General features: G+C 73.8%; 19 protein-coding genes. 6 read left to right on the forward strand and 13 right to left on the reverse strand.

The window, feature by feature from the left end; translation table 11 throughout:
• Positions 1-8: 8 nt before the first annotated feature.
• From C8E97_RS21345 to C8E97_RS21355, 3 genes are read left to right on the forward strand one after another with little or no spacing between them, the layout of a single operon-like run.
• Positions 9-1,157, forward strand: a complete 1,149-nt coding sequence (locus tag C8E97_RS21345; RefSeq protein ID WP_121007288.1) for a cytochrome P450 family protein — start codon at positions 9-11, stop codon at positions 1,155-1,157.
• Positions 1,158-1,191: 34 nt separating this feature from the next.
• Positions 1,192-1,512 (forward strand): hypothetical protein, encoded by a 321-nt coding sequence (locus C8E97_RS21350; RefSeq protein ID WP_121007289.1) that lies wholly within the window; start codon positions 1,192-1,194, stop codon positions 1,510-1,512.
• A complete protein-coding gene (locus C8E97_RS21355; RefSeq protein ID WP_121007290.1) occupies positions 1,509-2,798 on the forward strand; it encodes a DUF6365 family protein in 1,290 nt (429 codons plus the stop codon). Before C8E97_RS21350 ends, C8E97_RS21355 begins: the two co-directional genes overlap by 4 nt.
• Before the next feature lie 138 nt (positions 2,799-2,936).
• Here the strand turns inward: C8E97_RS21355 and C8E97_RS21360 are convergent, their stop codons facing one another.
• From C8E97_RS21360 to C8E97_RS21395, 8 genes are all read right to left on the reverse strand, one after another.
• Positions 2,937-4,574 carry an FAD-dependent oxidoreductase gene (locus C8E97_RS21360; RefSeq protein WP_170211940.1) on the reverse strand — a complete coding sequence of 546 codons (1,638 nt, stop codon included), beginning with the start codon at positions 4,572-4,574 and terminating at the stop codon, positions 2,937-2,939.
• Positions 4,575-4,607: 33 nt separating this feature from the next.
• On the reverse strand, positions 4,608-4,865 hold the full coding sequence (locus C8E97_RS21365) for an acyl carrier protein (protein ID WP_121007292.1): 258 nt from the start codon (positions 4,863-4,865) through the stop codon (positions 4,608-4,610).
• Positions 4,862-6,109: a ketosynthase chain-length factor gene (locus C8E97_RS21370; RefSeq protein WP_121007293.1), complete on the reverse strand. Its 1,248-nt coding sequence runs from the start codon at positions 6,107-6,109 to the stop codon at positions 4,862-4,864. Before C8E97_RS21370 ends, C8E97_RS21365 begins: the two co-directional genes overlap by 4 nt.
• Entirely contained in the window at positions 6,106-7,377 is a 1,272-nt protein-coding gene (locus C8E97_RS21375; RefSeq protein ID WP_121012064.1) for a beta-ketoacyl-[acyl-carrier-protein] synthase family protein, read from the reverse strand. The genes C8E97_RS21370 and C8E97_RS21375 overlap by 4 nt, the downstream gene beginning before the upstream one ends.
• A 40-nt stretch (positions 7,378-7,417) precedes the next feature.
• Complete coding sequence (locus C8E97_RS21380; RefSeq protein WP_121007294.1) at positions 7,418-8,491, reverse strand: methyltransferase; 1,074 nt, start codon at positions 8,489-8,491, stop codon at positions 7,418-7,420.
• A 30-nt stretch (positions 8,492-8,521) separates the two neighbouring features.
• Positions 8,522-8,908 (reverse strand): PPOX class F420-dependent oxidoreductase, encoded by a 387-nt coding sequence (locus tag C8E97_RS21385; RefSeq protein ID WP_121007295.1) that lies wholly within the window; start codon positions 8,906-8,908, stop codon positions 8,522-8,524.
• A gap of 13 nt (positions 8,909-8,921) precedes the next feature.
• A complete protein-coding gene (locus C8E97_RS21390; protein ID WP_170211941.1) occupies positions 8,922-10,562 on the reverse strand; it encodes an FAD-dependent monooxygenase in 1,641 nt (546 codons plus the stop codon).
• Between the two features lie 68 nt (positions 10,563-10,630).
• Positions 10,631-11,692, reverse strand: coding sequence for a methyltransferase (locus C8E97_RS21395; protein WP_121007297.1), 1,062 nt, complete (start codon positions 11,690-11,692; stop codon positions 10,631-10,633).
• A gap of 204 nt (positions 11,693-11,896) precedes the next feature.
• Between C8E97_RS21395 and C8E97_RS21400 the strand changes: the two genes are divergently transcribed.
• Both C8E97_RS21400 and C8E97_RS21405 read left to right on the forward strand, forming a co-directional pair.
• Positions 11,897-13,537: an FAD-dependent monooxygenase gene (locus C8E97_RS21400; RefSeq protein ID WP_121007298.1), complete on the forward strand. Its 1,641-nt coding sequence runs from the start codon at positions 11,897-11,899 to the stop codon at positions 13,535-13,537.
• A gap of 29 nt (positions 13,538-13,566) precedes the next feature.
• The gene (locus C8E97_RS21405; protein WP_121007299.1) at positions 13,567-15,465 is read left to right on the forward strand and encodes a KedN5 family methylcobalamin-dependent radical SAM C-methyltransferase; all 1,899 of its coding nucleotides are present in this window, start codon (positions 13,567-13,569) and stop codon (positions 15,463-15,465) included.
• 15 nt (positions 15,466-15,480) lie between these two features.
• Here C8E97_RS21405 and C8E97_RS21410 read toward each other — a convergent pair whose 3' ends face one another.
• Positions 15,481-16,002, reverse strand: a complete 522-nt coding sequence (locus C8E97_RS21410) for a PadR family transcriptional regulator (protein WP_121007300.1) — start codon at positions 16,000-16,002, stop codon at positions 15,481-15,483.
• 123 nt (positions 16,003-16,125) lie between these two features.
• A complete protein-coding gene (locus C8E97_RS21415) occupies positions 16,126-18,015 on the reverse strand; it encodes an AfsR/SARP family transcriptional regulator (RefSeq protein WP_246019395.1) in 1,890 nt (629 codons plus the stop codon).
• A gap of 260 nt (positions 18,016-18,275) precedes the next feature.
• On the opposite strand from C8E97_RS21415, the gene C8E97_RS21420 reads away from it, so the two are divergent.
• Positions 18,276-18,551 carry an acyl carrier protein gene (locus C8E97_RS21420; protein WP_121007302.1) on the forward strand — a complete coding sequence of 92 codons (276 nt, stop codon included), beginning with the start codon at positions 18,276-18,278 and terminating at the stop codon, positions 18,549-18,551.
• 48 nt (positions 18,552-18,599) lie between these two features.
• Here the strand turns inward: C8E97_RS21420 and C8E97_RS21425 are convergent, their stop codons facing one another.
• Genes C8E97_RS21425 through C8E97_RS21435 form a run of 3 tightly spaced genes read right to left on the reverse strand, consistent with a single transcriptional unit; the run spans position 18,600 to position 23,063 of the window.
• Positions 18,600-19,832, reverse strand: coding sequence for a class I SAM-dependent methyltransferase (locus tag C8E97_RS21425; RefSeq protein WP_121007303.1), 1,233 nt, complete (start codon positions 19,830-19,832; stop codon positions 18,600-18,602).
• Between the two features lie 10 nt (positions 19,833-19,842).
• Positions 19,843-20,334 (reverse strand): cupin domain-containing protein, encoded by a 492-nt coding sequence (locus tag C8E97_RS21430; RefSeq protein ID WP_121007304.1) that lies wholly within the window; start codon positions 20,332-20,334, stop codon positions 19,843-19,845.
• A gap of 20 nt (positions 20,335-20,354) precedes the next feature.
• Entirely contained in the window at positions 20,355-23,063 is a 2,709-nt protein-coding gene (locus C8E97_RS21435; RefSeq protein WP_121007305.1) for an ATP-binding protein, read from the reverse strand.
• Positions 23,064-23,309 lie beyond the last annotated feature (246 nt).

The following is a 23,309-nucleotide window of genomic DNA, read 5'->3' on the forward strand; positions in this document are numbered from 1 at the left end:
GGGACGCCATGACATCCGTGATACCCCTCGCCGAGAGCCCGGTGTGCGCGGCCGACCCCTACCCCCGGCTGGCGCGGCTGCGCGAGCTGGGTCCGGCGGTGCGCGTGCAGACCGCGTTCATGGGCGAGGTGTGGCTGGTCACCGGGTACGACCTCGCGCGCGAGCTGCTCGCCGACCCGCGGTTCAGCCGCCGGGGCCCGGAGGAGAACGCGGTCGCGGCCGTGGACTCGGACCCGCCCGACCACACCCGCATCCGCAAGCTGGTCGGCAAGGCGTTCACCCACCGCCGGATCCAGTCGCTGGAGCCGTGGTTGCGCGCGCTCGTCGACGACATGCTCGACGAGCTGCCGACCACCGGCGTCGTCGACCTGCTCGACCGGTTCGCCTACCCCCTGCCGATAGCGGTGATCTCCGAGCTGCTCGGCGCGCCCGCCGCCGACCGCGTGGACATCCGGCGGCGCACCGAGAAGATCCTCGCCGGCGAGGTCGCCGAGAACCGCGAGGAGGTCTACGCGCGCACGAAGGAGTACGTCGTCGGCCTGATCGCGGCCAAGCGGGCCGAGCCGGGCGACGACCTGATGAGCGCGTTGATCGCCGCGCGCGACGGCGACAGCCGGCTGTCCGAGCCGGAACTGGTGGAGCTGGGCATCGCGCTCATCGCCGCCGGTTACGCCACGACGACCAACCTCGTCGGTAACGGCGTGCACGCCCTGCTCACGCACCCGGACCAGCTGGCGCTGCTGCGGGCGCGGCCGGAGCTGATCGAACCCGCCGTCGAGGAGTTCCTCCGGTTCGAGAGCTCCTTCAGCGCCGCGGGGCAGATCGCGCGCGAGGACGTCGGCGTCGGCGACCTGACCATCCGGGCGGGCGAGGTCGTGCTGATCTCCTTCTGCGGAGCCAACCGCGACCCCCGCCGGTTCCCCGAACCGGACCGGCTCGACATCACGCGCTCACCGAACCCGCACCTGGCGTTCTCCCACGGCATCCACCACTGCCTGGGCGCGCCGCTGGCCCGGCTGGAGGCGCGGGTCGCGATCGACGCGCTCGTGCGCAGGTTCCCCGACCTGCGCCTCGCCGGGCCGGTGCGGTGGCGGGAGAACATCATGCGCGGCCTGCACGAGCTGCCGGTGGCGCTCGCCCCCGAGGGGGACCGGTGACCGGCGGGAGCACCGGGGCCGCCGGGCGGGCGGGATGAGGGTCCTCGGGACGGGGATCCCGCACGCCCACCGCATCCCGCCGCAACCGCTCGGCGACGCGCGCGGGAGGTTCCGGGAGGTGCGGCGCGGCAGCGAGCCGGTCGCGGCGCTCGGCCGCCCGTCCACCGCCGGGGTCGACCCGGACCCGGTCACCCCGTGGCTGTCCACCGAGCCGCCGCCGTGCTCGGCGGAGGGCGTCGTCGCACCCGGCCCGGCCGAGGCCGCCTCGCGCGGGCTGCCACCGGGGCCCGCCGGGTTCCCCGCCCGCCACGCGAACCCGCGCCAGGCGCAACCACTTCCCAGGGAGGTACCGTGAAACTGCTGTTCTTCAGCCTGTCGGCGGCGGCGTCCGGCGAGACGTTCATCGGGCTCTCGCTCGCCGAGCAGCTGCGCCGCGCCGGCGTGGAGAGCCACTTCGTGCACCCGCCGGTGACGTCCGGCGCGGTCGAGCACTTCGGGTTCGACCACACCGTCGTCGACTACGCGGACTGCCCGAAGGGCCCGTCCGCCCGCGCGTTCGTGGACGAGCTGGTGGCATCGGTCGCCCCGGACGCGATCGTGCTGTGCGACTACAACGTGTTCATCCGCAACGTCCGCTTCCACTTCCAGCTCGACCCGGTGTTCATCGACGACTACGGGCTGCCGGTGCTGCCGGTCGACCTCATGGAGTGGGAGGACACCGACTTCGAGATCGACCTGTGCGGCGCTCCCCCGCTGCCCGTGGACCGGGGCATCCTGGCCTACCCCGCGCACCTGCGCCCGGTTCCCCCGCTGCACCTCGACCGGGGCGGCAGCACGCGTGCGCTGCCGTACCGGGTGGTCGCGCCCGAGTCGGTCGACCCGGCGACGTCGGCGCGGATCCGCGCGGACCTCGGGCTGGGCGGGCGGGACCGGCTGGTGATGCTGCCGGTGTCGGCCTGGCAGCGCCCGCCCGGTGGGCGCGGGCTGTGGAGCGACATGATGACCACCCTGACCGACCACGTGCCGGACCTGGTGGTGCGCTACCTCGGCCGGCTGCCGGAGCACGTGCACTTCCTGGTGATCGGCCAGGCCCCGCCGGCGTTCGACCGGCTGCCCGCGGGCCGCCTGCACGTCCGGCCGCCGTGCGCGATCGACCGCTACACCGAGTACCTGGGCGCGTCCGACGCGGTGGTGCTGCTGAGCCCGCCGAGCGTCACCGGCGCCCGCGCGGTGCTGATGGACAAGCCGGTGCTGATCATGCAGAACCGGTTCCCGGTGCGGGACGGGGCCGAACTCGCCGCCGTGGCGGCCGAGGTCGACCTGACCCCGTTCGTGCGCGACTGGCTGGCCGCCACGGGACCGATCGACCGCTTCCGCATGTGGCCCAAGGGTTCCTTCCGCGCGCTCGACGCCGTGTTCACCGCGAACGACTACACCAACGCGCTGATCACGACCGAGCTGCTCGACGAGACGGGCACGGTCCGCGCCCTGCACGACCTCGTGGCCGGCCCGGACGACCCGTCCGGCGCGGCCGAGCGGCTGGCGAAGTCGCGGGCGCGGTACCTCGAAGCCGTGGCGGCGCTGCCGGACGCGGTGGAGGTGATCCGGGAGGCCGTCGGCCGAGGGCCGGCACGGCGCTGACAGCGGGCCGCCGACAGCGGGCCGGTGGCCCCGGTCGCGGGTGGTGGGGGGCCCACCCGCGACCGGGGCCACCGGCCCGTCCGCCGTCCGCCGTCCGCAGTCCGCCGGTCGTCGGTCGTCGGTCGTCGGTCGTCGGTCTCAGCGGGCCAGGATCGCGCGCAGCGCCCCGCCGAGCGCGGTGCCAGGGGCGTCGACGCCCGCCACCGCGCGCCAGCCGACGAACCCGTCCGGGCGCACGAGCAGCGCCCCGTCCGGCTTGATCCCGGCCAGCGCGGCCCACCGCTCCTCGGGGTCGACCAGGTCGCCGTCCGCGGCGACCCGGTACGCGGTCACCGGCACGCCCAGCTCGTCGGACACCTCACCGGCCGCGACCGACCACGCGCCGCCGGCCGGCCCGGCCAGCACCACGAACCCACCCGCCAGGTCGACCGTGGACACCCTGCGCCCGGACCGCTCGACCCACAGGTGGGGAACCCGGCTGCCGGGGTGGCCGTCGAGGTCGGCGGCGGCGTCGGCCGGCGACGGCAGGCCGCCGCGCGGGCCCACCACGGCCGTCGAGTCGTATTGGTAGCCCAGGGACACCACGAACGGGTCGGCCATGCCGATGCGCTCGCGCTCGGCCAGCGAGGACTTGAGGTCCCAGTGCAGCCGCGGGTTGCGCTGCACCAGCATCGCCTGCTCCACCGTGAACCTGGCCACCGGCAGCCGCTCGGCCTCGTAGGTGTCCAGCAGCGCCTGCCCGGCCCGGCCGCCCAGCACCAGCCCCAGTTTCCAGGCCAGGTTGTGCGCGTCGGCGATGCCGGTGTTGAGGCCGTACGCCCCGCTCGGCGGCATGACGTGCGCGGCGTCGCCGGCCAGGAACACCCGCCCGGCGCGCATGGCCCCGGCCACGGCGGCGGCGGGCTGCCACGGCATGACCGCGAGGATCTCGGGGTCGAGCCCCGGCAGGCCGATCGCCTTGCGCACCTGCTCGGCGCACTTCTCCGGCGGGAAGTCCTCGGGGGTGAGGCCGCTGTCCGGCGGGCAGGAGATGTAGAAGACCCAGCGGTCGGTGTTGTTGATGGCCAGCAGCAGCCCGGTGGCCTCCGGGTGGTGCACCTCGCACACCACGAACTCGTGCCCGCGCACCAGGTCGGAGAGGTCGGCGCGGAACAGCACGCTGATCATGGTGCCGCCGAGCGGTCCGGGCCCGTCGAACCCGAGCCCGAGCCGGGTCCGGATCGGGCTCGCCGCGCCGTCGGCGGCGACCACGTAGTCGGCCGCGAGCGTCGACACCCGCCCGGTCCGGGTGTCCGTCGCGGTGACGACCACGCGGTCGGGCCCGGCGTCGAGGGCGGTCGCCTCGGTGTCGAAGCGGATGTCGGCGCCGAGGGCGCGGGCCCGGTCGAGCAGCAGCGGTTCCAGCAGGTCCTGCGGGCAGATGCCGTCGGCGCCGCGGACCGGGCTCACCCGCCCGAGCGCGGCGCCGGAGCCGTCGGCCACCGGGACCATCCGACGCGCCGCGCCCAGGTCGGCGCCGGCGAGCTGCTCGACGACGACCTTGCCGCCGCTGCGCGCCATCGTGCTGCCCGCCGCGGCGACCGCCTCGTCGAGGCCGGCTTCGCGCAGCAGCTCACGGGTCCGCGGCGCGAGGCCGGTCGCCCGCGGGTACGGGGAGGTGCCGGATCGCCGTTCCAGGAGGACGGGCCGGAGGCCCTGCCGCGCCAGGAAGAGGGCGGCGGCCAGTCCGACGCTGCCGCCGCCGACGACCAGGACGGAGACTCGTTCTTGGGGCACGGTTGTCCTTTCCAGGGTCCGGTGTGGTTCGGTTCAGGCCGTTCCGGCCCGCCGGGCGGCGACGAGCGCGACGAACTCCGCCGGCCGCCGCACCCCCGCGATGTCCTCCTCGGGCAGCGCCACGCCGAACTCGCGGCCGATGGCGGCGGCGGTCTCCAGGATCGCCAGCGAGTCGTAACCGAGGTCGGCGAAGTCGGTCTCGCCGACGTCACCGCCGAGGTCGACGGCCTCGTCCTCGCCGGCGCACTCGCGCATGATCCGCAGCAGGTCGGCCATCGTGAAGTCCTTCATCGTCCTTCCCTCCCGTCCATCGGGCCGCGGAGCACCACCGCGGCGTTGAACCCGCCGTGACCGCGGGCCAGCACGAGCGCGGCGTCGCCGCGCAGCGGTCGCGGCCGGCCGGTGACCAGGTCGAGGGCGAGACCGGGCTCGGCGCCGGGCACCGCCGTCGGCGGGATCACCCCTTCCCGCAGCGCCATCAGCGCGGTGGCCACGTCCAGCGACGCGGCGCCGGAGTAGAGCCGGCCGGTCAGCGCCTTCGGCGCGGTCACCGGGACACCGCGGGGCCCGAACAGCGAGCCGATCGCCTCCGCCTCCGCGCGGTCCAGCTCCGGGGTGCCCGCCGCGTCGGCGAAGACCACCGCGATGTCCGCCGCCGACAGCCCGGCGTCGGCCAGCGCGCGCTCGACGGCCCGGACCAGCGTCGGCGGACGCCCCGACCCCGGCGGCGGGTCGAAGGTCGCGCCGTACCCGGCCACGGTCCCGTAGACCCGCGCGCCGCGCGCCCGCGCGCGTTCGGCGTCCTCCACGAGGAGGATCGCCCCGCCCTCCCCCGGCACGTGCCCGGCCGCCTCCGCCGTGAACGGCAGGTACGCCCGCGCCGGGTCGTCCGCGCGGCTCACCCGGCCGGTCGCCAGCTGCGCGGCCAGGCCGTAGGGGCACAGCGACGCGTCCATCCCGCCGGTCAGCGCCGCCACGAGGCCCTTGCGCACCTTGCGCCGCGCCTGCGCCACGGCGTCCAGGCCACCCGCCTGCTCGGTGACGAACACCCCGGTGGGCCCGCGCAGGCCGTGGCGGATGGAGAGCTGCCCCGAGTTGACGGCGTAGAACCACGCGAACGACATGTAGGCGCTCACGTGCGTCGGGCCCTTGCTCCACAGCTTCTCCAGCTCCCGCTGGCCGTACTCGAAGCCGCCGGACGCGCTGGCCGTGATGACGCCCAGCGAGAAGGGGTCCAGCTCCGCGGTGTCCAGCTCCGCGTCGGCCAGCGCCCACACCGAGGCCGCGAGCGCGAACTGGGTCATCCGGTCGGTCTGCGGCAGGAGCCGGCCCGGCACGTCCGCACCAGGGTCGAACCCCGCGACCTCCCCCGCCAGCGTGCTGGGGTACGGCGTGGGGTCGAACCGGGTGATCCGCCCGATGGCGCGGCGGCCGGCCAGCGTGGCGGCCCAGTGCGCCGCCAGACCGACCCCGGTGGGCGCCACCACGCCGATCCCGGTCACCGCGACCTCGGCGGCGCGCACGGCCGCGGTCACGCCACCGCTCCCTCGGCCCTGGTGAGCACCATCGCGCTCTGGAAACCCCCGAACCCGCTGCCCACGGTGAGGGCGACGTCGACGCGCCGCTCACGGGCGGTGAGCGGCACGTAGTCCAGGTCCAGCTCGGGGTCGGGCTCGGTCAGGTTGGCCGTCGGCGGCACCACGCCGTGCTCGACGGCGAGCGCGCACGCGGCGACCTCGATCGCGCCGATGGCGCCCAGCGAGTGGCCGATCATCGACTTGATCGAGCTGACCGGCACGTGGTGGGCGTGCTCGCCCAGGCTGCGCTTGAGCGCGCTGGTCTCGTGGCGGTCGTTCTGCTTGGTCGCGGTGCCGTGTGCGTTGACGTAGTCGACCGCGGTCGGGTCGAGCCGGGCCTCGTCGAGCGCGCCGGTGACCGCCGCGGCCAGCTCCAGGCCGTCCGGGCGCAACCCGGTCATGTGGTACGCGTTGCTGCGGTTGGCGAACCCCGCGACCTCGCCGTAGACGTGCGCGCCGCGGCGGAGCGCACCCCGGAGCTCCTCCAGCACCAGGACGGCGGCGCCCTCGCCGAGGACGAACCCGTTGCGGGTGCGGTCGAACGGCCGCGACGCGCGCGCCGGGTCGTCGTTGAGCCGCGAGGTGGCCCGGATCGCGTCGAAGCACGCCACCGTGATCGGCGAGATCGGCGCGTCGGACCCGCCGGCGACCATCACGTCCACGCTGCCCTCGCGGATCAGCTCGCACGCGTAGCCGATCGCGTCGATCCCGGACGTGCAGCCCGCCGAGAGCACCGTCGCGGGTCCCTCGGCGCCGGCGAGCCAGGCCAGCTCGGCGGCCATCGAGCTGGGCACCATGTAGTCGTAGAGGTGCGGCACGCCGTAGGTGTGGTCGACCAGCCAGTCCCGTCCGGCGTCGCTGAGGGTCACGTACTCCTCCTCTAGCCGCTGGGTGCAGCCCACGGCGCTGCCGATGCTCACCCCGACCCGGTCCGCGTGCGCGCGGTCCGGTTCCAGGCCGCTGTCGGCGAGCGCCTCCCGCGCCGCCACCACCGCGAACTGGGCGACCCGGTCCAGGCGTCGGACCTCACGCGGGGTCAGGCCCTCGCCCGCCGGGTCGAAGTCGCACTCGGCCGCCACCCTGGAGCGGAACGGCGTCGGGTCGAACGCGGTGATCAGCCTGGTCGCCGGCGTCCCCGAGGTGATCCGCTCCCAGAACGCCTTCGTGCCGACGCCGCCGGGTGCCACGACGCCGATGCCGGTTATCGCGACGCGACGCTCATGCACCACGACGGCCTCCTGTCGGCCGGGTTGCGGTTCTCATCGGCTACCCCTCGCTCTCCGCGGTGACCGCCTCGACGAGGCTGGTCGAGACGACACCGGTCCAGGCCGGCCGGATCGGGATGAACCGGGTCGCGCGCAACCCGGCCCGCGCCAGCAGGTCGCGGTACTCGGCCTCGGTCCGCTCGCGTCCCCCGATGCTGCTGAGCAGCATCATCACGTCGCTGCGCGCGGCGATGCGGTCGGCGACCGCCGGCCGCGCCGTCTCGCCGAGGACGGTTTCGACGACCAGCAGCCTCGCGCCGGGCTTCATGGCCTCGCGGACCTTGACCAGCAGGTCCACCGCCCGCTCGTCGTTCCAGTCGTGCAGGACGCTCTTGAGCAGGTAGAGGTCGGCTCCGGCGGGCACCGACCGGAAGAAGTCGCCGATGACGGTCTCGCAGCGGTCGGCCACCCCGGCCTCGGCGAGCGAGGCCCGCGCGATGTCCATGATGAACGCCTGCTCCAGCAGGGTGCCGCGCACGTCGGGGTTGGCGTCGAGGATCGCCGCCAGCAGCGCGCCCTGCCCGCCGCCGACGTCCACGACCGTGCCGACGCCGCCGAAGTCGTACGCCGCGGTGATCGCGCCGACGGTGTAGCGCGAGAAGAACGCCAGCGACTCGTGCAGCAGGGCGATGACCTCCGGCGGCGGCTCGTGGAACACCTCGGAACCCTTGTGCTCCACCACGGAGCGGCCGGTGCGGACGGCGTCGCCGAGGCTGCCCCAGCGCTCCTGGTGGCCGGGGCTGGCCATGGTCATCGCCACGGCGTGCAGCGAGTCCGGCCGGTCCCGCGCCAGGTGCTCGCCGACCGGGGTCAGCGCGAACACCTCCGGCTCGGGCTCGGTCAGCACACCGGAGCTGACCAGCAGCCGCGCCAGGCGCAGCAGCGCCGTCCGGTCGGCGCCGGTCTCGCGCGCCAGGTCGCCGACGCCGCGCGGGCCGCCCGCCAGCAGGTCGCCGAGGCCCAGCCGCGCGGCGACGTGCACCGCGCTCGACCCGTGGTGACCGGTGATCAGTTCGAACAGCCGTGCCGCCGCGGCCGGGGTGTCGCTCCCCGGCGCGTCCTCCACCAGGACCATCGCGGCCCTCCTCCCAAGCTCGGGTGCGTGTCACAGGTTCCTGGCGTTCGGCGGGTCGTACCGGTCGCCGTCGATGCCCCAGCCGATGATGCGGCGCGGCGTGACGCGGATCTTCGGCGCGTCGGTGTCGGCGTCGGCGGTCACCGCGGACCCGCGGACCTCGATGCCGCGCGGGCTCCACGGGTCGACCGAGGCGAGGTCGTCGACGACCAGCGCGGCCTCGCCGGTCGCCTCGACGTCCCGCCACTTCTTGCTGCGGCGCATCACGTCGGGGTAGCCGGTGATGTCGACCGTGCCCAGCTCGTCGTTGATCTCGAACGCGACGGGGATGACGTGCAGCCGTCCCAGGGCGTCCGCGGTGGCCAGCCGGCACAGCCGCTGGCTCGCCAGGAACTTCAGCTCCTTCTCGGTGAACATCGCCGCTCCCCGCTCAGCCGCGCCGCAGCAGGGTGGTGACCAGCTCCGTGAGCAGGGCCCGGTGGTCGGCGTGCCCGGACGGGCTGCGCCACGCGACGAAGTTGTCCGGCCGCACCAGCAGCGCCCCCGTCGGCGTGATGCCGGCCAGCGCGGCGAACGTCCCGTCGGGGTCGTCCACCTCGGCGCCCGGCCCGATCCGGTGGGCGGTGAGCGGCAGCCCCGTCGCCTCGGCGACGGCCTCGGCCGCCGCCACCCAGCCCTGCCCCTCCGCCCCGGCCAGCACGGCGAAGCCGCTGCCCGCGAGGTCCAGGGTGGACACGCGCTCGCCCTTGCGCTCCACCCAGGCGTGCGGTACCCGGCTGCCCGGCGAGCCGTCCAGGTTGGCCTCGACGTCCTCGATCGACGGCAACTCGGCCCGCGCGCCGACGATCGCGCCGTCGGTGTACTGGAAGCCGAACCCGGTCACCAGCGGCGCGGCGATCTTGAGCTGCGCCTTCTCCTTCTCGGCCTCGGGGCTGTTGTCCCAGTGCAGCTCCATGTAGCGGAACCGCAGCTTCGCCTGCTCGCAGGTGAACCGGGCGATGGGCAACCGCTCCTGCTCGTAGGTGTCGAGCAGTCCCTCGCCCGCCTGCCCGTTCAGCACCATGCCGAGCTTCCAGGCGAGGTTGTAGGCGTCCGAGATGCCGGTGCTCATGCCGAAGGCGGACACCGGCGGGATGGTGTGCGCCGCGTCGCCGCCGATGAGCACCCGGCCCTTGCGCAGGTTGTCCGCCACCAGCGAGGACATCTGCCACTGGAGCCGGCGCAGGATGCGCACCTCCAGGTCGGGTATGCCGACGGCCTTGCGGATCAGCTCCTGGCAGCGCTCGACCGGGTAGTCGGCCAACGACTCCTTCGAGTCGTCGATGGTGACGTGGAAGACCCAGCGCTTCCGGTTGTCGATGGTGAGCAGCAGCCCCTCGAAGCCGTCGCCGCGTACCTCGCAGAACGCGAACTCGTTGCCGCGCACCACGTCTTCCAGGTCGGCCTCGAACAGCATGTTGATCATCGGGTCGCCCAGCTTGGGCAGCCCGCTCATGGTGAACCCGACGGCCTCGCGCACCTTGCTGGATGCGCCGTCGGTGCCCACCAGGTACCGCGCGCGGATGGTGCGGCGCTCGCCGGTGGCGGTGTCGCGCACGACGGCGGTGACGCCGTCGGCGTCCTGTTCCAGCGACTCGAACTCCGCGTTGAAGCGGACCTCGACCCCGCGCTCGGCCGACGCGGCCACGAGCATCCGGTCGATCTGGTCCTGCGAGCACGGGCCGATGTCGGTGGGGCTGATCCGCCGCGTGGTCTCCAGCACGGCCTCGGGCGGCGTCGGGAACCGGGGCACCTCGGCCAGGTCCGCGCTCACCAGCGAGGGCGACACGTTGATCTTGCTCATGCTCGGGGCGAGGGCGCGGCTCGCTTCGCGCATCGCCTCCTCCAGGCCCATCGCCCGGAAGAACTCCCTGGCGGGCGGCTGCACGCCGGTGGCCCGCGGGTGGATCGACGGTTCGTCGCGGCGCTCGACCACCAGGGCCTGCACACCCTGCCGGGCCAGGGCGACCCCGGTCGCCAACCCGACCGTGCCACCGCCGACGATGAGGACCGGAACGTGCTCCTGCGCCATGTCAAGCCTCTCTGCGCTGGTCCGGCGCGTGCCGGGCCGGGATGGGTCGTGCCGGGGAGGGGTGCCGGTCATCGGTGGGTGGCTTCGACGATGCTGCTGCTGCGGATACCGCTCCACGCGGGCCGGATCCGCAGCACCCGGTCCAGGGTGAAGCCGGCCTTGTCCACCAGTTGCTCGAAGTCGTCCGCGCCGCGTTCGCGGGCGGCCATGTTGACCATCATGTTCACGTCGCTGCGCGCGGCGATCTTCGAGGCGAGCGAGTCGTCGAACCGGTCCGGGTACAGGGTTTCGACGATGAGCAGCTTGCCGCCGGGGCGCATCGCCGCGTGCACGTTGGACAGGATCTCCACGCCGCGCCGGTCGTCCCAGTCGTGGATGACGTTGTTGAGCAGGTAGGCGTCGCCGCCACCGGGCACCGACTGGAAGAAGTCGCCACCGACCACCTCGCACCGGTCGGCGACCGGCTCACCGGCGATCCGCCGCTTCGCGCGGTGCGCCATGTACGGCGTGTCGAACAGCACCCCGCGCAGTCGCGGGTACTCGGCGAGGATCGTCGAGAGCATGATCCCCTCGCCGCCACCGACCTCGACGAGCGTGCCGAAGCGCGAGAAGTCGTAGGACTTCGCGACCGACTCGGCGCTGTGGCTGACGAAGAAGGTCATCACCTGGCCGACGAGCTTGACGATGTGCGGCGGCAGCTGCTTGAACGGGTCGTCCAGGTGCTCCTCCTCCACCGCCGAGCGCCCGGTGCGCACGACGTCGCCCAACTGGCCCCAGCGCTGCTGGTGGCGCGGGTTCGCCATCATCAGCGCGACGGCGTTCATCGAGTCCTCGTGGTCGGTCCGCAGCAGCTGCCCCAGCTCCGTCAGCGCGAACACGCCCGCTTCCGGTTCCGCCAGCACACCGGAGCTGACCAGCAGCCGCAGCAGCCGGCGCAGTGAGGGTGCGTCGGTACCCGTCTCACGGGCCAGCCCGGTCGCGTCCCGCGGGCCGGCGGCCAGGTGGTCGGCCACGCCCAGCTGCGCCGCGACGAAGATCGCGCTCGACGTGTGGTGCGCGGTGATCAGCTCGAACAGCTCGACCGCCGTCGTGGGGGCGTCGACCCCGCCGGACACCTCTACCAAAGCCATGGAGGCACTCCTCACTTCCTGGTCGGGACGCCGCCACTGTGCGGAGCGCGACTAGACCAAGCCTCGAACCGCGCTTGAGAGCGCCCTTCGAGCCCGCGTGGATCTGGTGTCAAGGAAGCCGGGCGACAGTGCGGTGCACACCACCTCCAAGGAATCGTGCACGGGCTCTCCGCACCCGGTCGTCCAGTCTCGAAAGGCGCCAGCATGACGGAAGAACACGTACCGGTCCTCGTCGTCGGCGCGGGCACCGTCGGACTGTCCACGGCGGTCGCGCTGACCAGGCACGGGGTGCGCCCGCTCGTCGTCGAGCGGCGGGACGGCACGCTCATCCACCCGCGGGCGACCGGTCTGCACCCGCCGGCCAGGGAGTTCTTCCGGGCGGTCGGGGTGGCGGACCGGATCGCGCAGGTCTGCGCCGACCTCGCACCGAGCATGACGAAGATCAGCGTGTCGCCGAGCCTCGCCGCGGCCGATCTGTCCACTGTGGACCGCGTGCCGACGCCGCCGCTCGACGTCGTCGCCGACACCCTGCGGCTCAGCCCGACGACGGTCGGGCCGTGCGCGCAGGACCAGATCGACATCGTGCTGGCCGAGGCCGCGGTCGCCGCGGGTGCCCGGATCCGCTTCGCCGCCAAGGTGTGCGGGCTCCACCAGGACGACGACGGCGTCACCGTCCGGCTCGTCGACCCGACGACCGGGCGCGGCGACACCGTGCGCGCGCGGTACGTCGTGGGCGCCGACGGCGCGTCCAGCCGGGTGCGCCGCGAGCTGGGCGTCCGGATGCCCCTTGAGGACGACCTGGCCAACCCGATGATCCACATCCTGTTCCGCGCGGACCTGGCGGACCTGGTGCGCGGCCACGAGTTCAACTTCTGCGAGGTGTGGCACCCCGACCACGAAGGGCTGCTGCTGTCCATCGACAACAAGACCCGCTGGGTGTTCCACCGCAGCTACGACGCCGCGCGGGAATCGCCGGAGGACTACCCCGAGCAGCGGTGCGCCGAGTTGGTGCGCGGCGCGGTGGGCATCCCGGACCTGGACGTGACCATCGAGGCGATCATGCCGTGGCGGATCTCCGGCGGCTGCGCGGAGCGCATGCGCCGGGGCCGGGTCTTCCTCGCCGGCGACTCCGCGCACGTCGTGCCGCCGGTCGGCGGGTTCGGGATGACCACGGGCATCTCGGACGCCTACAACCTCGCCTGGAAGCTCGGCATGGTGCTCGACGGGCACGCCGGTCCCGGCCTGCTCGACACCTACGAGGAGGAGCGGCTGCCGGTCGCCCGGTTCGCGTGCGAGCAGGGGCTCAACCGGCTGCGCGCGATGATGCTCACCTGGGACCCGCGCCCCGAGGAGGAGAAGGAGCGCGAACGGGCCGGGCTGCGCATCGCCGCGCCCCTGGTGACCAGCATGGGCTACGACTACCGATCCGCGGCGGTGGTCGGCGCGCGGACCGGGTCGCCGTCGATCGAGGACGTCGAGGCCAACCTGGACGGCTCACCCGGCAGCCGGGTACCGCACGCCTGGGTCGAGCGCGCCGGCGAGCGCGTGTCCACCCTGGACTTCGCGGGCACGGGGTTCGCCCTGATCGCCGGGCAGGCGGCCGGGGACTGGGCGGCGGCCTCCGAGAAGGCCGCCGCGGCCACCGGCATCCCGCTCACCGCGCACCGGGCGGGCGTCGACTTCACCGACCCCGGCGGCGCGTTCGCGACCGCCGCGGGCATCGGCCCCGCCGGCGCGCTGCTCGTGCGCCCGGACAACTTCGTCGCCTGGCGCAGCACCGGGCCGCACCCGGAACCCGACGCGCACCTGCACGACGTGCTCCACACCCTCATGCAACGCGGCTGACCCCAGCCCGGAGAGAAGGAAGCCCGCCCATGTTGCACATCCGCCTCGTCCAGCAGGGCGCCTGGGACATGCCGGTCGACTCGATGCCGCTGGCGGTCGGCTACTTGAAGGCGACCCTCGACGCGGACGACGCGCTCACCGACGAGGTGTCCACCGAGATCCGCAACTTCCGCGGCGGCCGGACGCTCCAGGAGATGGCCAAGGAGCTGTTCGGTGACCGCGTGCCCGACGTCCTGGCGTTCTCGGTGCTCGGTTGGAACTACCGCAGCTTCGGCGTGCTCGCCGAGACGTTCAAGCAGCTCAACCCCGGCGGGCTGGTGGTGTTCGGCGGCAACCACGTCGCCTACCAGTCCGAGCGGGTGTTCCGCGAGTTGCCGTGGGTGGACGTCGTCGTCAACGGCGAGGGCGAGCACACCTTCCACGAGTTGGTGCGCTACCTGCTCCTGCACCCTGGCGAGCGCGACCCGGCCGACGTCGAGGGGCTGTCCTACCGCCGTCCCGACGGCGAGCACGTCACCACGAAGGACCGCGACCGCATCAACGACCTCGACGTCATACCCTCGCCGTTCCTCACCGGCGCCATCCCGATGGCCGACGCCGCCGGCGGCTTCCGCTACGACGTCGCGCTCATGGAGACCAACCGCGGGTGCCCGTACAAGTGCTCGTTCTGCTACTGGGGCGGCGCGGTGGGGCAGAAGATGCGCTCGTTCTCCATCGGGCGCCTCGCCGAGGAGCTCGACCTGTTCGCCTTCCACCGGGCGCCGTCGCTGGTGCTGTGCGACTCGAACTTCGGGCTGCTGGAAGCCGACCAGGAGTTCGTCGAGCTGGTGATCAAGGCCAAGGAGAAGTACGGCTACCCGCAGGCGCTGATCACGAGCTGGGCGAAGAACAAGTCGCAGCGGTTCTACCACATCGTGCGCAGGCTCAAGCAGCACGGCTTGCAGAGCCTGTTCACCCTCGCCCTACAGACCCTCGACGACACCGCGCTCACCGACATGCTGCGCAAGAACATGAAGGTGAACCAGTGGGAGAGCCTGGTCGACTGGCTCACCGAGGAAGGGCTGGAGTGCTACGGCGAGCTGATCTGGGGCGCGCCGGGCGAGACGCCGGAGTCGTTCCTGCGCGGCTACGACCGGCTCGCCAAGAAGGTCTCGCGCATCGCGGTGTACCCGATGCTGCTGCTGCCCAACACCTCCTACGTGGAGAACCGCGAGGTGCACGGGTTCGTGACCGTGCGCGGCGAGGACGACGACTTCGAGTACGTGCTCGCCAACCGCACCGCCACGCTGGCGGAGAACCTGGAGATGCAGCGGTTCGTGTTCTGGGCGCGCGTGCTCGGCGAGCAGCAGTACCTGCGCCACGCCTGGAAACCGTTGTTGGACGTCGCCGGCATCACGCAGTCCCAGGCCATACTCGGGGTGAAGGAGTACTTCGAGGACCACCGCGACGACGACCCGGCCGCGGCCGCGTTCCTGGCCCGTATCCCGATGCTGGCGGAGTCGCCCGCCATCGCCGACGCGCTGCGGTCGCTGCACAGCCGGCCCGAGCTGCGCGAGTTGATCCGACGCTGGTGGCACGAGCGCGTGGTGCCCGCGTTCCCGGAGGAGTGGCGGGAGTTCGCCGAGGCGCTCTACGACTTCGAGCAGTGGTCGCGCCAGGTGTACGTCGAGCCGGGCGGCGTGCTGCCACCGGCCTGGCACGAGACCGGGGACGGCGAGTGGTACGAGAGCGAGCCGGTGACGTTCGCCTTCGACCTGCCCGCCGCGCTGGAGAACTGGTCCGACACCGTGCAGACCGGTCCCAAGCGGGAGGACACCACGTTGGTCTTCGTCGCGCGGGCGGGTTACTACGAGAACCTGGACAACTACGAGATCGCCGCGCAGCACCTGGCCACGCCGAAGCGCGCGACGTCATCGCTGGAGCGGTGATCCGCCGGGCGCGGGTCAGGCGTCGCGCCGCTCGATGCGGCGCACCGCCTCCCGCGCCCAGGCCAGCCGCGCCTCGGCGAGCAGGCGGCGGCGTTCGGTGGACAGCGCGCGGATGTCGTGGTCCGGCACCAACCCGGCCATCCGCTGGAGCAGGTGCCCGATCTGCTCCAGCTTCGAGGTGAGGAAGTCGATTTCGCGGTGGAGGACCTTCAACGCCTGGTCGCGGGGCAGCTCCAGGGTCAGGAAGTCGCGCAGCGCCGTCTCGCTGCGCAGGTTGCGGTCGGGCTCCTCGTCGACCAGCCACCGGGACAGCTCGACGCGGCCGGCCCCGGTGGCGGCGTACACCCGCCGCCCGCGCGGACCCTCCTCCACCACCTCGGCGTAGCCGTCGGCGGTGAGCTTGGCCAGCTCGGCGTAGAGCTGGTTGTTCCGGGCGAACCAGACCTCGGGCAGGGTGGTCTCGAAGTGCTTGGCCAGCTCGTAGCCGCTCGCTTCGTGGATGGCGAGCAGCCCGAGCACGGCGAACCTCAGGGACATCCACGCTCCTCGTGCCGGGCACTCGGCACCACCTCGGTCCGACCTGTCCGATGCTACCGGTCCGGTCCGTCTTGGACTCGTCGCCGCGGGCGTCGCGCCCCGTCCGCGGCGTGCGCGGGCGCGTCAGTCCGCGGCGTGCGCGAGGGCGCGCACCGGGAGCGCCGCACGCGGTCCCGCGGCCCCGCGGTGGTCGGCGGCGAGCTGGGCGGCGGCCAGCGACACCAGCGTGGGCACGCGGTAGCGGAATTCGCCGCCGTGGACCTGTTCCCGGACCAGCCGGGCGTCGACGAGCTGGTCCAGCACGGCTTCCGCGGCGGCAGGCGTGCCGCCGAGCTGGGCGGCCAGCCCGTCGGCGGTGACCGTCCGCAGTCCGCGGCTCCCGAGCAGCCGGACCGCCGTCGCGGCCGGGGCGGACAGCCGCTCGCAGGTGTGGCGCAGGCTGGTCAGCAACCGGTCGCCGCCCCAGCCGAGGGCGGCCAACCGCGCCGACGGGTCGCGCAGCCGGTCGACGAACCGGCTCAGCGGCCACTGCGGCCGCCCGGCGAGCTTGCGGGCCGCCGCGCGGATGGCCAGCGGCAGGTGGTCGCACAGCTCGACGAGGCGTTCGGCGTCCGCGCGTTCGGTGTCGACCCGGTGCCGCCCGATCTCGTCGCCCAGCAGCCGCAGTCCCTCGGCGGTGCTCAGCGGGGGCAGCTCGACCATCCCGGCCGCGGGCAGGCCGGGCAGCCGGCTGCGGCTCGTCCACACCATCGCGCAGGCCGATCCGCTCGGCTGGAGCACGCGCACCAGGGACGCGGACGGGATGTCGTCGAGCACCACGAGCACCCGGCGGTCGGCGGTCCAGGTGCGGAACATGCTGCCCAGCTCCAACTCGCGGGTGGGCAGCCGCTCCGGCGGCACGCCGCAGCCGCGCAGGAACCGCCCCAGGATCTCGGTCGTGCTCTCGCCCCCGGACTCCGTGTCACCGACCTGGGCGTAGAACTGCCCGTCCGGGTAGGAGCCCCGCAACTGGTGCGCCAGGTGCAGCGCGAAGGCCGAGTTGCCGATCCCCGGCGCGCCGCAGACCTCCACCATGCGCAGCCCGTCGCCGCCGTCCGGCCCGGCGAGCATGGCCCGCACCCGCGCCAGCTCGGCCTCCCGGCCGACGAAGTCGCGCACGTCCGGTGGGAGTTGGGCGGGCACGGCGAGCACGGTGGCCGGCGCCGGCGCCCCGACCCGGCTCAACTGCCCGGAGAGGTCGCCGTCGTCGCTGAGGATCAACTGGTGCAGCCTGCGCATGTCACCCGAGGGCTCCAGGCCCAGTTCGGCGACGAGCGCCGCGCGCGAGCGCTGGTAGACCTCCAGCGCGTCGGTGCGCCGCCCGGCCCGCACGAGCGCGAGCATCAGCTTCGCCGCGAACCCCTCGTGCGTCGGCTCACCGCCGACCAGCGAGGTGAGCTCGCTGATCACCTCCAGGTGGTGGCCGGTCTGGAGGTCGATCTCCAGGCGCAGCTCCAGCGCGGCCTTGCGGCTCTCCTCCAGGCGGGTCGCCTCCGCGTCGAGCAGCGGCCCGCGGTCGATGTCGGCCAGCGGCGGGCCGGACCACAGGTCGAGCGCGGAGCGCAGCACCGCGGCGGCGTCCTCGAGCAGCCCCTCGCCGTGCAACGTGCGGGCCTTGGCGAGCAGTCGCTCGAAGTCGTGGACGTCCAGCTCGTCACCCTCGCCCAGGCGGAACTGGTAGCCGCCGAGCCTCGTGAGCAGCGCGCCGCCCCGTTCGGCCCCTCTCGGGCAGGGGATCGGCTCACGGGCGCCGAGGAGCTTGCGCAGCTGGTAGACGTAGGTCTGCAGGGTGGTACGCGCGCTCAGCGGCGGGCGGTCGCCCCACAACTCCTCCACCAGCCGGCCGACCAGGACGACGCTGTCGCTCTGGAGCAGCAGCAGCGCGAGCACCCGTCGCTGCATGGGCGCCGTGAGCGTGACGACCTCGCCATCGGCCTCGACGGTGAGCGGACCGAGCAGCCGGAAACGGATCACTTCTCTCAACCCCCCACGTTTGGTTCGATGGAGCCCGGCGTTTTCCTGCACACCCTTCCCGAGACCCCCAAACGTTCGTACCGTAAGATCGAACACCCCCTGCGGCCAACCCCTACCCGCCCCAGTCGGCATTGTGCGTCGACTTGCGGAGAGCCGGCGGGAACGCTTTCCAGCGCGTTGTGCCGTCGCTACCATCGACAGCGAAAACTCGCCTAGCAGGTGCCACTAGCTGCGGCGATACCAGGTCAAGCGGAGGAAAGATGGCTGACGAAGACACCCGGACCGACCTCGTGGAGCGATTGTTGAATTTCACGAGGAACGACCTCCTCGGCGATCGCGAAATCGAAGACCTCACCGCGCGGACACCCCTGCTCGAATGGGGTGTGCTCAATTCGATGCAGACCGCCAGGCTGGTCGCCTGGATTCGCGAGGAACTGGGCGTGCGCATTCCGCCCGCGCGGATCGTGAGCCGCAACTTCCGCACCCTGGAGACCGTGGCCGACCTCGTGCTGTCCCTGCGGGAGGGGGCGGCCTGACCGCCGGGGGCGCCGCGATCCCGAGCGGGGCCGCGGCGCCCGGCCGGATCAGGACGTGCCCGGCGGGACCAGCGCGTCGATCGAGCGCGGCACCCACGCCGGCACGCCGCCCTCGTCGTTGCGCCCCTTCTCCAGGAACGCGATGTTGTGGTAGACGTGCAGCCCGGTCAGCGCCCCCCGGATCGCGGGGGCGACATCGGGCTCGCCCGAGGCCGGTGGCCGCTCCTCGTCCTGCAACGCGTCCACGAGCGACTTGAGCAGCCCGAGGCTCGTCCCCTGGTGGCGGGCCGGGTCCTCGGCGCCGCCGAAACCGGGGCAGAACGCCGTCCACAGGTCCTCGATGACGTAGCGCCCGCCGGGGCGCACGAACGGGAACAGCGTGCGGAACGAGGTGCGGATGTGCTCGTTGACGTGGCTGCCGTCGTCGATGACGACGTCGAACGGCCCGTGCCGCCGCGCGATCCCGACCAGCTGCTCCGGGTCGCTCTGGTCACCGCGCAGCGTGGTGATCCGCTGCTCGTCCAGGTGGGACTTGTCGAAGATGTCCAAACCGAACACGTGCCCGCGCGGGAAGTAGTGCTTCCACATCTTCAACGAGCCGCCGCCCGCCTCGGGGTGGCCGTAACCGCCGATGCCGATCTCCAGCACGCGCACCTCGGCACCGCGCAGCGCGCGGAAGTGCCGGTCGTAGTGCGGGGTGAACCAGTGCAGCCCGCCCCACTTGTCGGAGAAGTGCTTGACGGCCAGCCGCTCCAGGTCCGGAGGCCGGGACGCGCAGCCGGACAGCACGACCTCGGTCGCCTGGAACACCGAGTGCAGGAACACCGGGTACGGCACCTCGGCGGCGAAGAACTCCAGCAACGCGGGCACCCCGCCGTCCTGGGGCGCGTAGGGGAACATCCGGGTGCCGCGCACCCCCGACTGCCTGTCCCGCGGTGGGCCGAACAGCTCGCGCGCCAGATCGGTGAGCCGGTACTCCACGCGCATCACGGCCTGGTCCGGCGGCTCGTCCGACGGGGTGGGCGGCTGGTCCGCGGCCACCCTCAGCACGTGGCTCGACCGCTGCCCGTCGTGCTCGACGACCAGCTCCACCAGTGACGGCACCCGCACCGGCGCCGGGTCGGCGCGGAACAGCACCTCCGACAGCAGGACCGGCACCAGCCCGCCGAGACCCAGTTCGCCGGCCAGCGCGGTCAGCTCGGCCTCGTGACCGCCCGCCGCGCGGATGACCCGGCTGGTCACGGCGTCGGTGTTCGCGGGCTTCCGCGTCGTCTCTCCCACGGTGCTCCCTTCAGGCGAGGTTCTGCATGAACTGCAGGAGGGTCGGTTCCGAGTCACCGGTGCGCCACGCGTGCCGCAGGCCGGGGATGACCACCGAGTCACCCGCCTCCAGCGCCACCGAGCGGTCGTCGAGCAGCAGCTCGATCCGGCCGGAGAGCACGTGGATCAGGTCGAGGGTCTCGGTGGTGTGGAAGCCCGACTCGACGTCGCGCCCCCAGCGGGTGAACCGCCAGGTGAACCCGGTGCCGGGTAGGACGCTGCGGAACGTCTCCAGCCCGGCGGTCAGGTCGGGCGCGGTCCGCTCGGCGGGCGCGTGCGCGGTCGCCCACAGCTCGGCGACGGCGGTCTGCCGCGGGGGCAGCCGGTCCGGCACGTCCGGCAGCGCTTCGATGACGAGGTGGTCGGCGTCCTCGCCGGAGATGTGGAACACCGCCCGCGGCGGCCCGTCCTCCACCACCGTGGAGCGGCCGTTCTCGTCGAGCCCGGTCACGACCCTGCGCATGGTCCACCCGCTTTCCTCGATCAGGCCGGGTCGGCTCCCGCGAGCTGGAGGCTCGCGGGCAGCTCGGACCGGCGGTGGACGCCGAGCTTGCGGTAGACCCGCGTGAGGTGCTGCTCGACGGTGCTGACGGTGATGTAGAGCTTGCGTGCGATGTCCCGGTTGCTGTAGCCGAGCGTGGCCAGCCCGCCGACCCGGCGCTCGGCCTCGCTCAGCGCACGGGGGTCGGCGGTGTCGCCACCCGCCGCGCCGACACCCGCGGTCGGCCCCAGCGCCTCCAGCAGCGGCTCGGCCCCGCATTCGAGGGCGGTCCGCCAAGCCCTCCGGGCCACCAACCGGGCGCGGTTGGACTCGCCGAGCGCGTGCAGCGCGTGGCTGAGGTCGCCGAGCGCGCGGGCCAGCTCGTACCGGTCGCCGACGGCCTGCAACAGCTCGACCGCCTCGTGCAGGTGCGCCAGCCGCACCGCGGGCTCCGCGGTCGCGGCGGCTTGGCGCAGCGCGAGGCCGCGGGCCCGCGGCAGCCGGTCACCGGCGATGCCGAGCTGCGCGTGCGCCAGGTCGGCGGCCCGGTCCGGGTCGCCCAGTCGCAGCTCGGTCTCCGCGAGGTCGCTGCGCCAGGGCACCAGCGCGGGCGCGTCGATACCCCAGTCCCCCATCAGCTCGCCGCACCAGACGAAGTCCCGCCGCGCCGCCTCCAGGGCCCCGGTGGCGAGGTAGAAGTGCCCGCGGGCGTGGATGTACTGCACCGCGTACCGGCTGTCGAACATCGCCTCCGGCATCTGCTGCCCGAGCAGCCGGGCGGCCTCGTCGTAGCGGCCGCGCGCGGTGGTCGCGCGCACCAGCAGGGACTGCGGCAGGCCGACACCGATCCCCCAGCCGGTCGAGGGCAGGTGCTCCAGCGCGGCGAGCGCCGCGCCCTCGGCCGCCGCGAGGTCACCCGTGCGCAGGGCGATCAGGGCGCGGACGGCGGAGAGCTTCCCGCGCGCCGCGGGGGTGCCGCGCTCCTCCGCCTGCCGCGCGTACTCCGCGATGAACGGCTCGGCGCGGTGCACCCGGTCGCCGTAGACCAGCACGAGCAGGGACCACACCACGGGTTCGAGGCCGACGCAGATCAGCCGGGTGCTGCGCAGCACCTGCTCGGCCCGCGCCACCACGCCCTCGTCCGACATCCCGCTGAGCACCGCCGAGAGCGCGGAGATCGCCTCCACGCGCTCGCCGGTCACGGCGTGCGCCGCTCGCGGGTGGCCGGTGGGCTCCGCCGCGGGCTCGGCGGCCAGCGCCGGATAGGTGCAGCGCAGCCACGCACGGGTCACCGAGAGGTCGCCTGCCCCCGGCGGGCGCTCCGTGCCGAGCACCTCGGCCGCCTCGGCGGCGCGCCCGTTCCACAGCAGGAGGCGGACCAGCCGGCCGGTGTGGCGCCGGGCCAGCGCGCCGGACCTGGCGGCCTCGGTGAGCGCGTCGAGGTGGTCGGCGGCGGCGATCGGGTTGACGTCCCAGAGCACCGACGCCAGCGCCATCCGCAGCTCGACGTTGCGACGCGGGTCGCGGCACCCGGCGCGGGCCAGCTCCAGGCACCGCACGGCGAGCGCGGTGTCCCCGCCGGCGACGGCGGCGCTCGCGGCGTCCTCCAGCACGTCGACGGCCCAGGGCTCGGGCGGGAGGGCAGCGGCCAGCAGGTGCCCGGTGACCACGGCCACCGGCGCGCTGTGGCGGTGGCGCAGCCGGGCCGCCAGGGCGTGCAGCCGGGACAGCGCGCTCGGCGCGATCCCGCCGAGCACGCCGTCCCGCGCGGCGGGGAGCCGGAACCGGCCGCCGTCCAGCAGTCCCGTGCGGTCGAGCTGGTGCAGCGCGGCGGGCACGGCGGCCGGGTCGACGGCGGCCAGCGCGGCCACCACCTCCGCCTCGACGGGCTCGCCCAGCACGGCGCAGGCCCGCGCGACGGCGAGCAGCTCCGGCGGCAACCGGTGCACCACCGAGGCGACCGCCAGGTCGAACGCCTCACCGGGCACCACACCCCCGCCGCGCTGGGCCGGCACGGCCCGGTCCTCGTGGTCGTCGAGCAGCGCCCGCACCAGTAGCGGGTTGCCGCCGGTCGCCCCGTGCAGCCGGGACGCGGTCGGGCCGCCCCGGCGGCGCCCCAGCAGCTCGGCGACGCCCGACGGCGAGAGCGGTGCCAGCCGGACGCGCCCGCAGTGGGGGTGCCGCAGCAGCTCGGCGTGGAGCAGCGGGTGCCACGTGCGCGGGTACGCGCTCTCGGACAGCACCAGCATGATGCGCGCCGCGGTGAGCCGGCGGACGACGTGCAGCAGGCACTGCAAGGACGGCCCGTCGGCGTGGTGGACGTCGTCGACGGTGATGAGCACCGGTTCCCCGGCGGCCAGGTCGAGCAGGGCCGCGCCGAGCTGTGACACGACGACGGCCTCGGCGGCGGTGTCGCCGGCGGCCGAAGCGTGGCGGGTGGCGGGACCGGCGGGCCCGTCGCCCCGCGGGGACGCCTGGCGCAGGAGCTGGTCCACCACGGCCAGCGGCAGCCCGCGCTCGTCCTCGGCGCACGCGGCGGCGAGCACCCGCGCGCCGGTTCCGGCGACGTGCTCGGCGAAGGTGTGGAGGAGTTCGGTCTTGCCGCTGGCCACGGGCCCGCTCACGACCACCAGGCGCCCGCGGCCCCGCCGGCAGTCGGCGAACCGCCGTCGCAGCAGGTCGAGTTCGTCGGCCCGTTCGACGAGAAGCATGCTGAGTCGATCCCCTTCCCCCGGACACGACCGTCCGCGGGCAGGGCATCGACACGACGTTGACCCCTGTGGCCGCGTGACCGGTCCAGTGAACGTTGACGTACGCGCACCACGCCCGTATCGCGGCGGTGCCAATTCACGCCCGTCGAAGCGCCCCCATGACAGGGGGATTCATCCCCAGTATTTCAGTCGAATATGCCATCCGACCTTCTCAACGTACTCCGACGGCGCACAATGTGTCAACAG

Source organism: Saccharothrix australiensis (assembly GCF_003634935.1).
GTDB lineage: Bacteria > Actinomycetota > Actinomycetes > Mycobacteriales > Pseudonocardiaceae > Actinosynnema > Actinosynnema australiense.

Bases quoted from the DNA above. Each gene is read 5' to 3' on its own strand.
- C8E97_RS21395 (WP_121007297.1), bottom strand. From the start codon at position 11,692: ATGGCTTTGGTAGAGGTGTCCGGCGGGGTCGACGCCCCCACGACGGCG.
- C8E97_RS21430 (WP_121007304.1), bottom strand. From the start codon at position 20,334: ATGCGCAGGGTCGTGACCGGGCTCGACGAGAACGGCCGCTCCACGGTG.
- C8E97_RS21365 (WP_121007292.1), bottom strand. From the start codon at position 4,865: ATGAAGGACTTCACGATGGCCGACCTGCTGCGGATCATGCGCGAGTGC.
- C8E97_RS21380 (WP_121007294.1), bottom strand. From the start codon at position 8,491: ATGGTCCTGGTGGAGGACGCGCCGGGGAGCGACACCCCGGCCGCGGCG.
- C8E97_RS21390 (WP_170211941.1), bottom strand. From the start codon at position 10,562: ATGGCGCAGGAGCACGTTCCGGTCCTCATCGTCGGCGGTGGCACGGTC.
- C8E97_RS21345 (WP_121007288.1), top strand. From the start codon at position 9: ATGACATCCGTGATACCCCTCGCCGAGAGCCCGGTGTGCGCGGCCGAC.
- C8E97_RS21350 (WP_121007289.1), top strand. From the start codon at position 1,192: ATGAGGGTCCTCGGGACGGGGATCCCGCACGCCCACCGCATCCCGCCG.
- C8E97_RS21420 (WP_121007302.1), top strand. From the start codon at position 18,276: ATGGCTGACGAAGACACCCGGACCGACCTCGTGGAGCGATTGTTGAAT.
- C8E97_RS21385 (WP_121007295.1), bottom strand. From the start codon at position 8,908: ATGTTCACCGAGAAGGAGCTGAAGTTCCTGGCGAGCCAGCGGCTGTGC.
- C8E97_RS21405 (WP_121007299.1), top strand. From the start codon at position 13,567: ATGTTGCACATCCGCCTCGTCCAGCAGGGCGCCTGGGACATGCCGGTC.
- C8E97_RS21400 (WP_121007298.1), top strand. From the start codon at position 11,897: ATGACGGAAGAACACGTACCGGTCCTCGTCGTCGGCGCGGGCACCGTC.
- C8E97_RS21410 (WP_121007300.1), bottom strand. From the start codon at position 16,002: ATGTCCCTGAGGTTCGCCGTGCTCGGGCTGCTCGCCATCCACGAAGCG.
- C8E97_RS21435 (WP_121007305.1), bottom strand. From the start codon at position 23,063: ATGCTTCTCGTCGAACGGGCCGACGAACTCGACCTGCTGCGACGGCGG.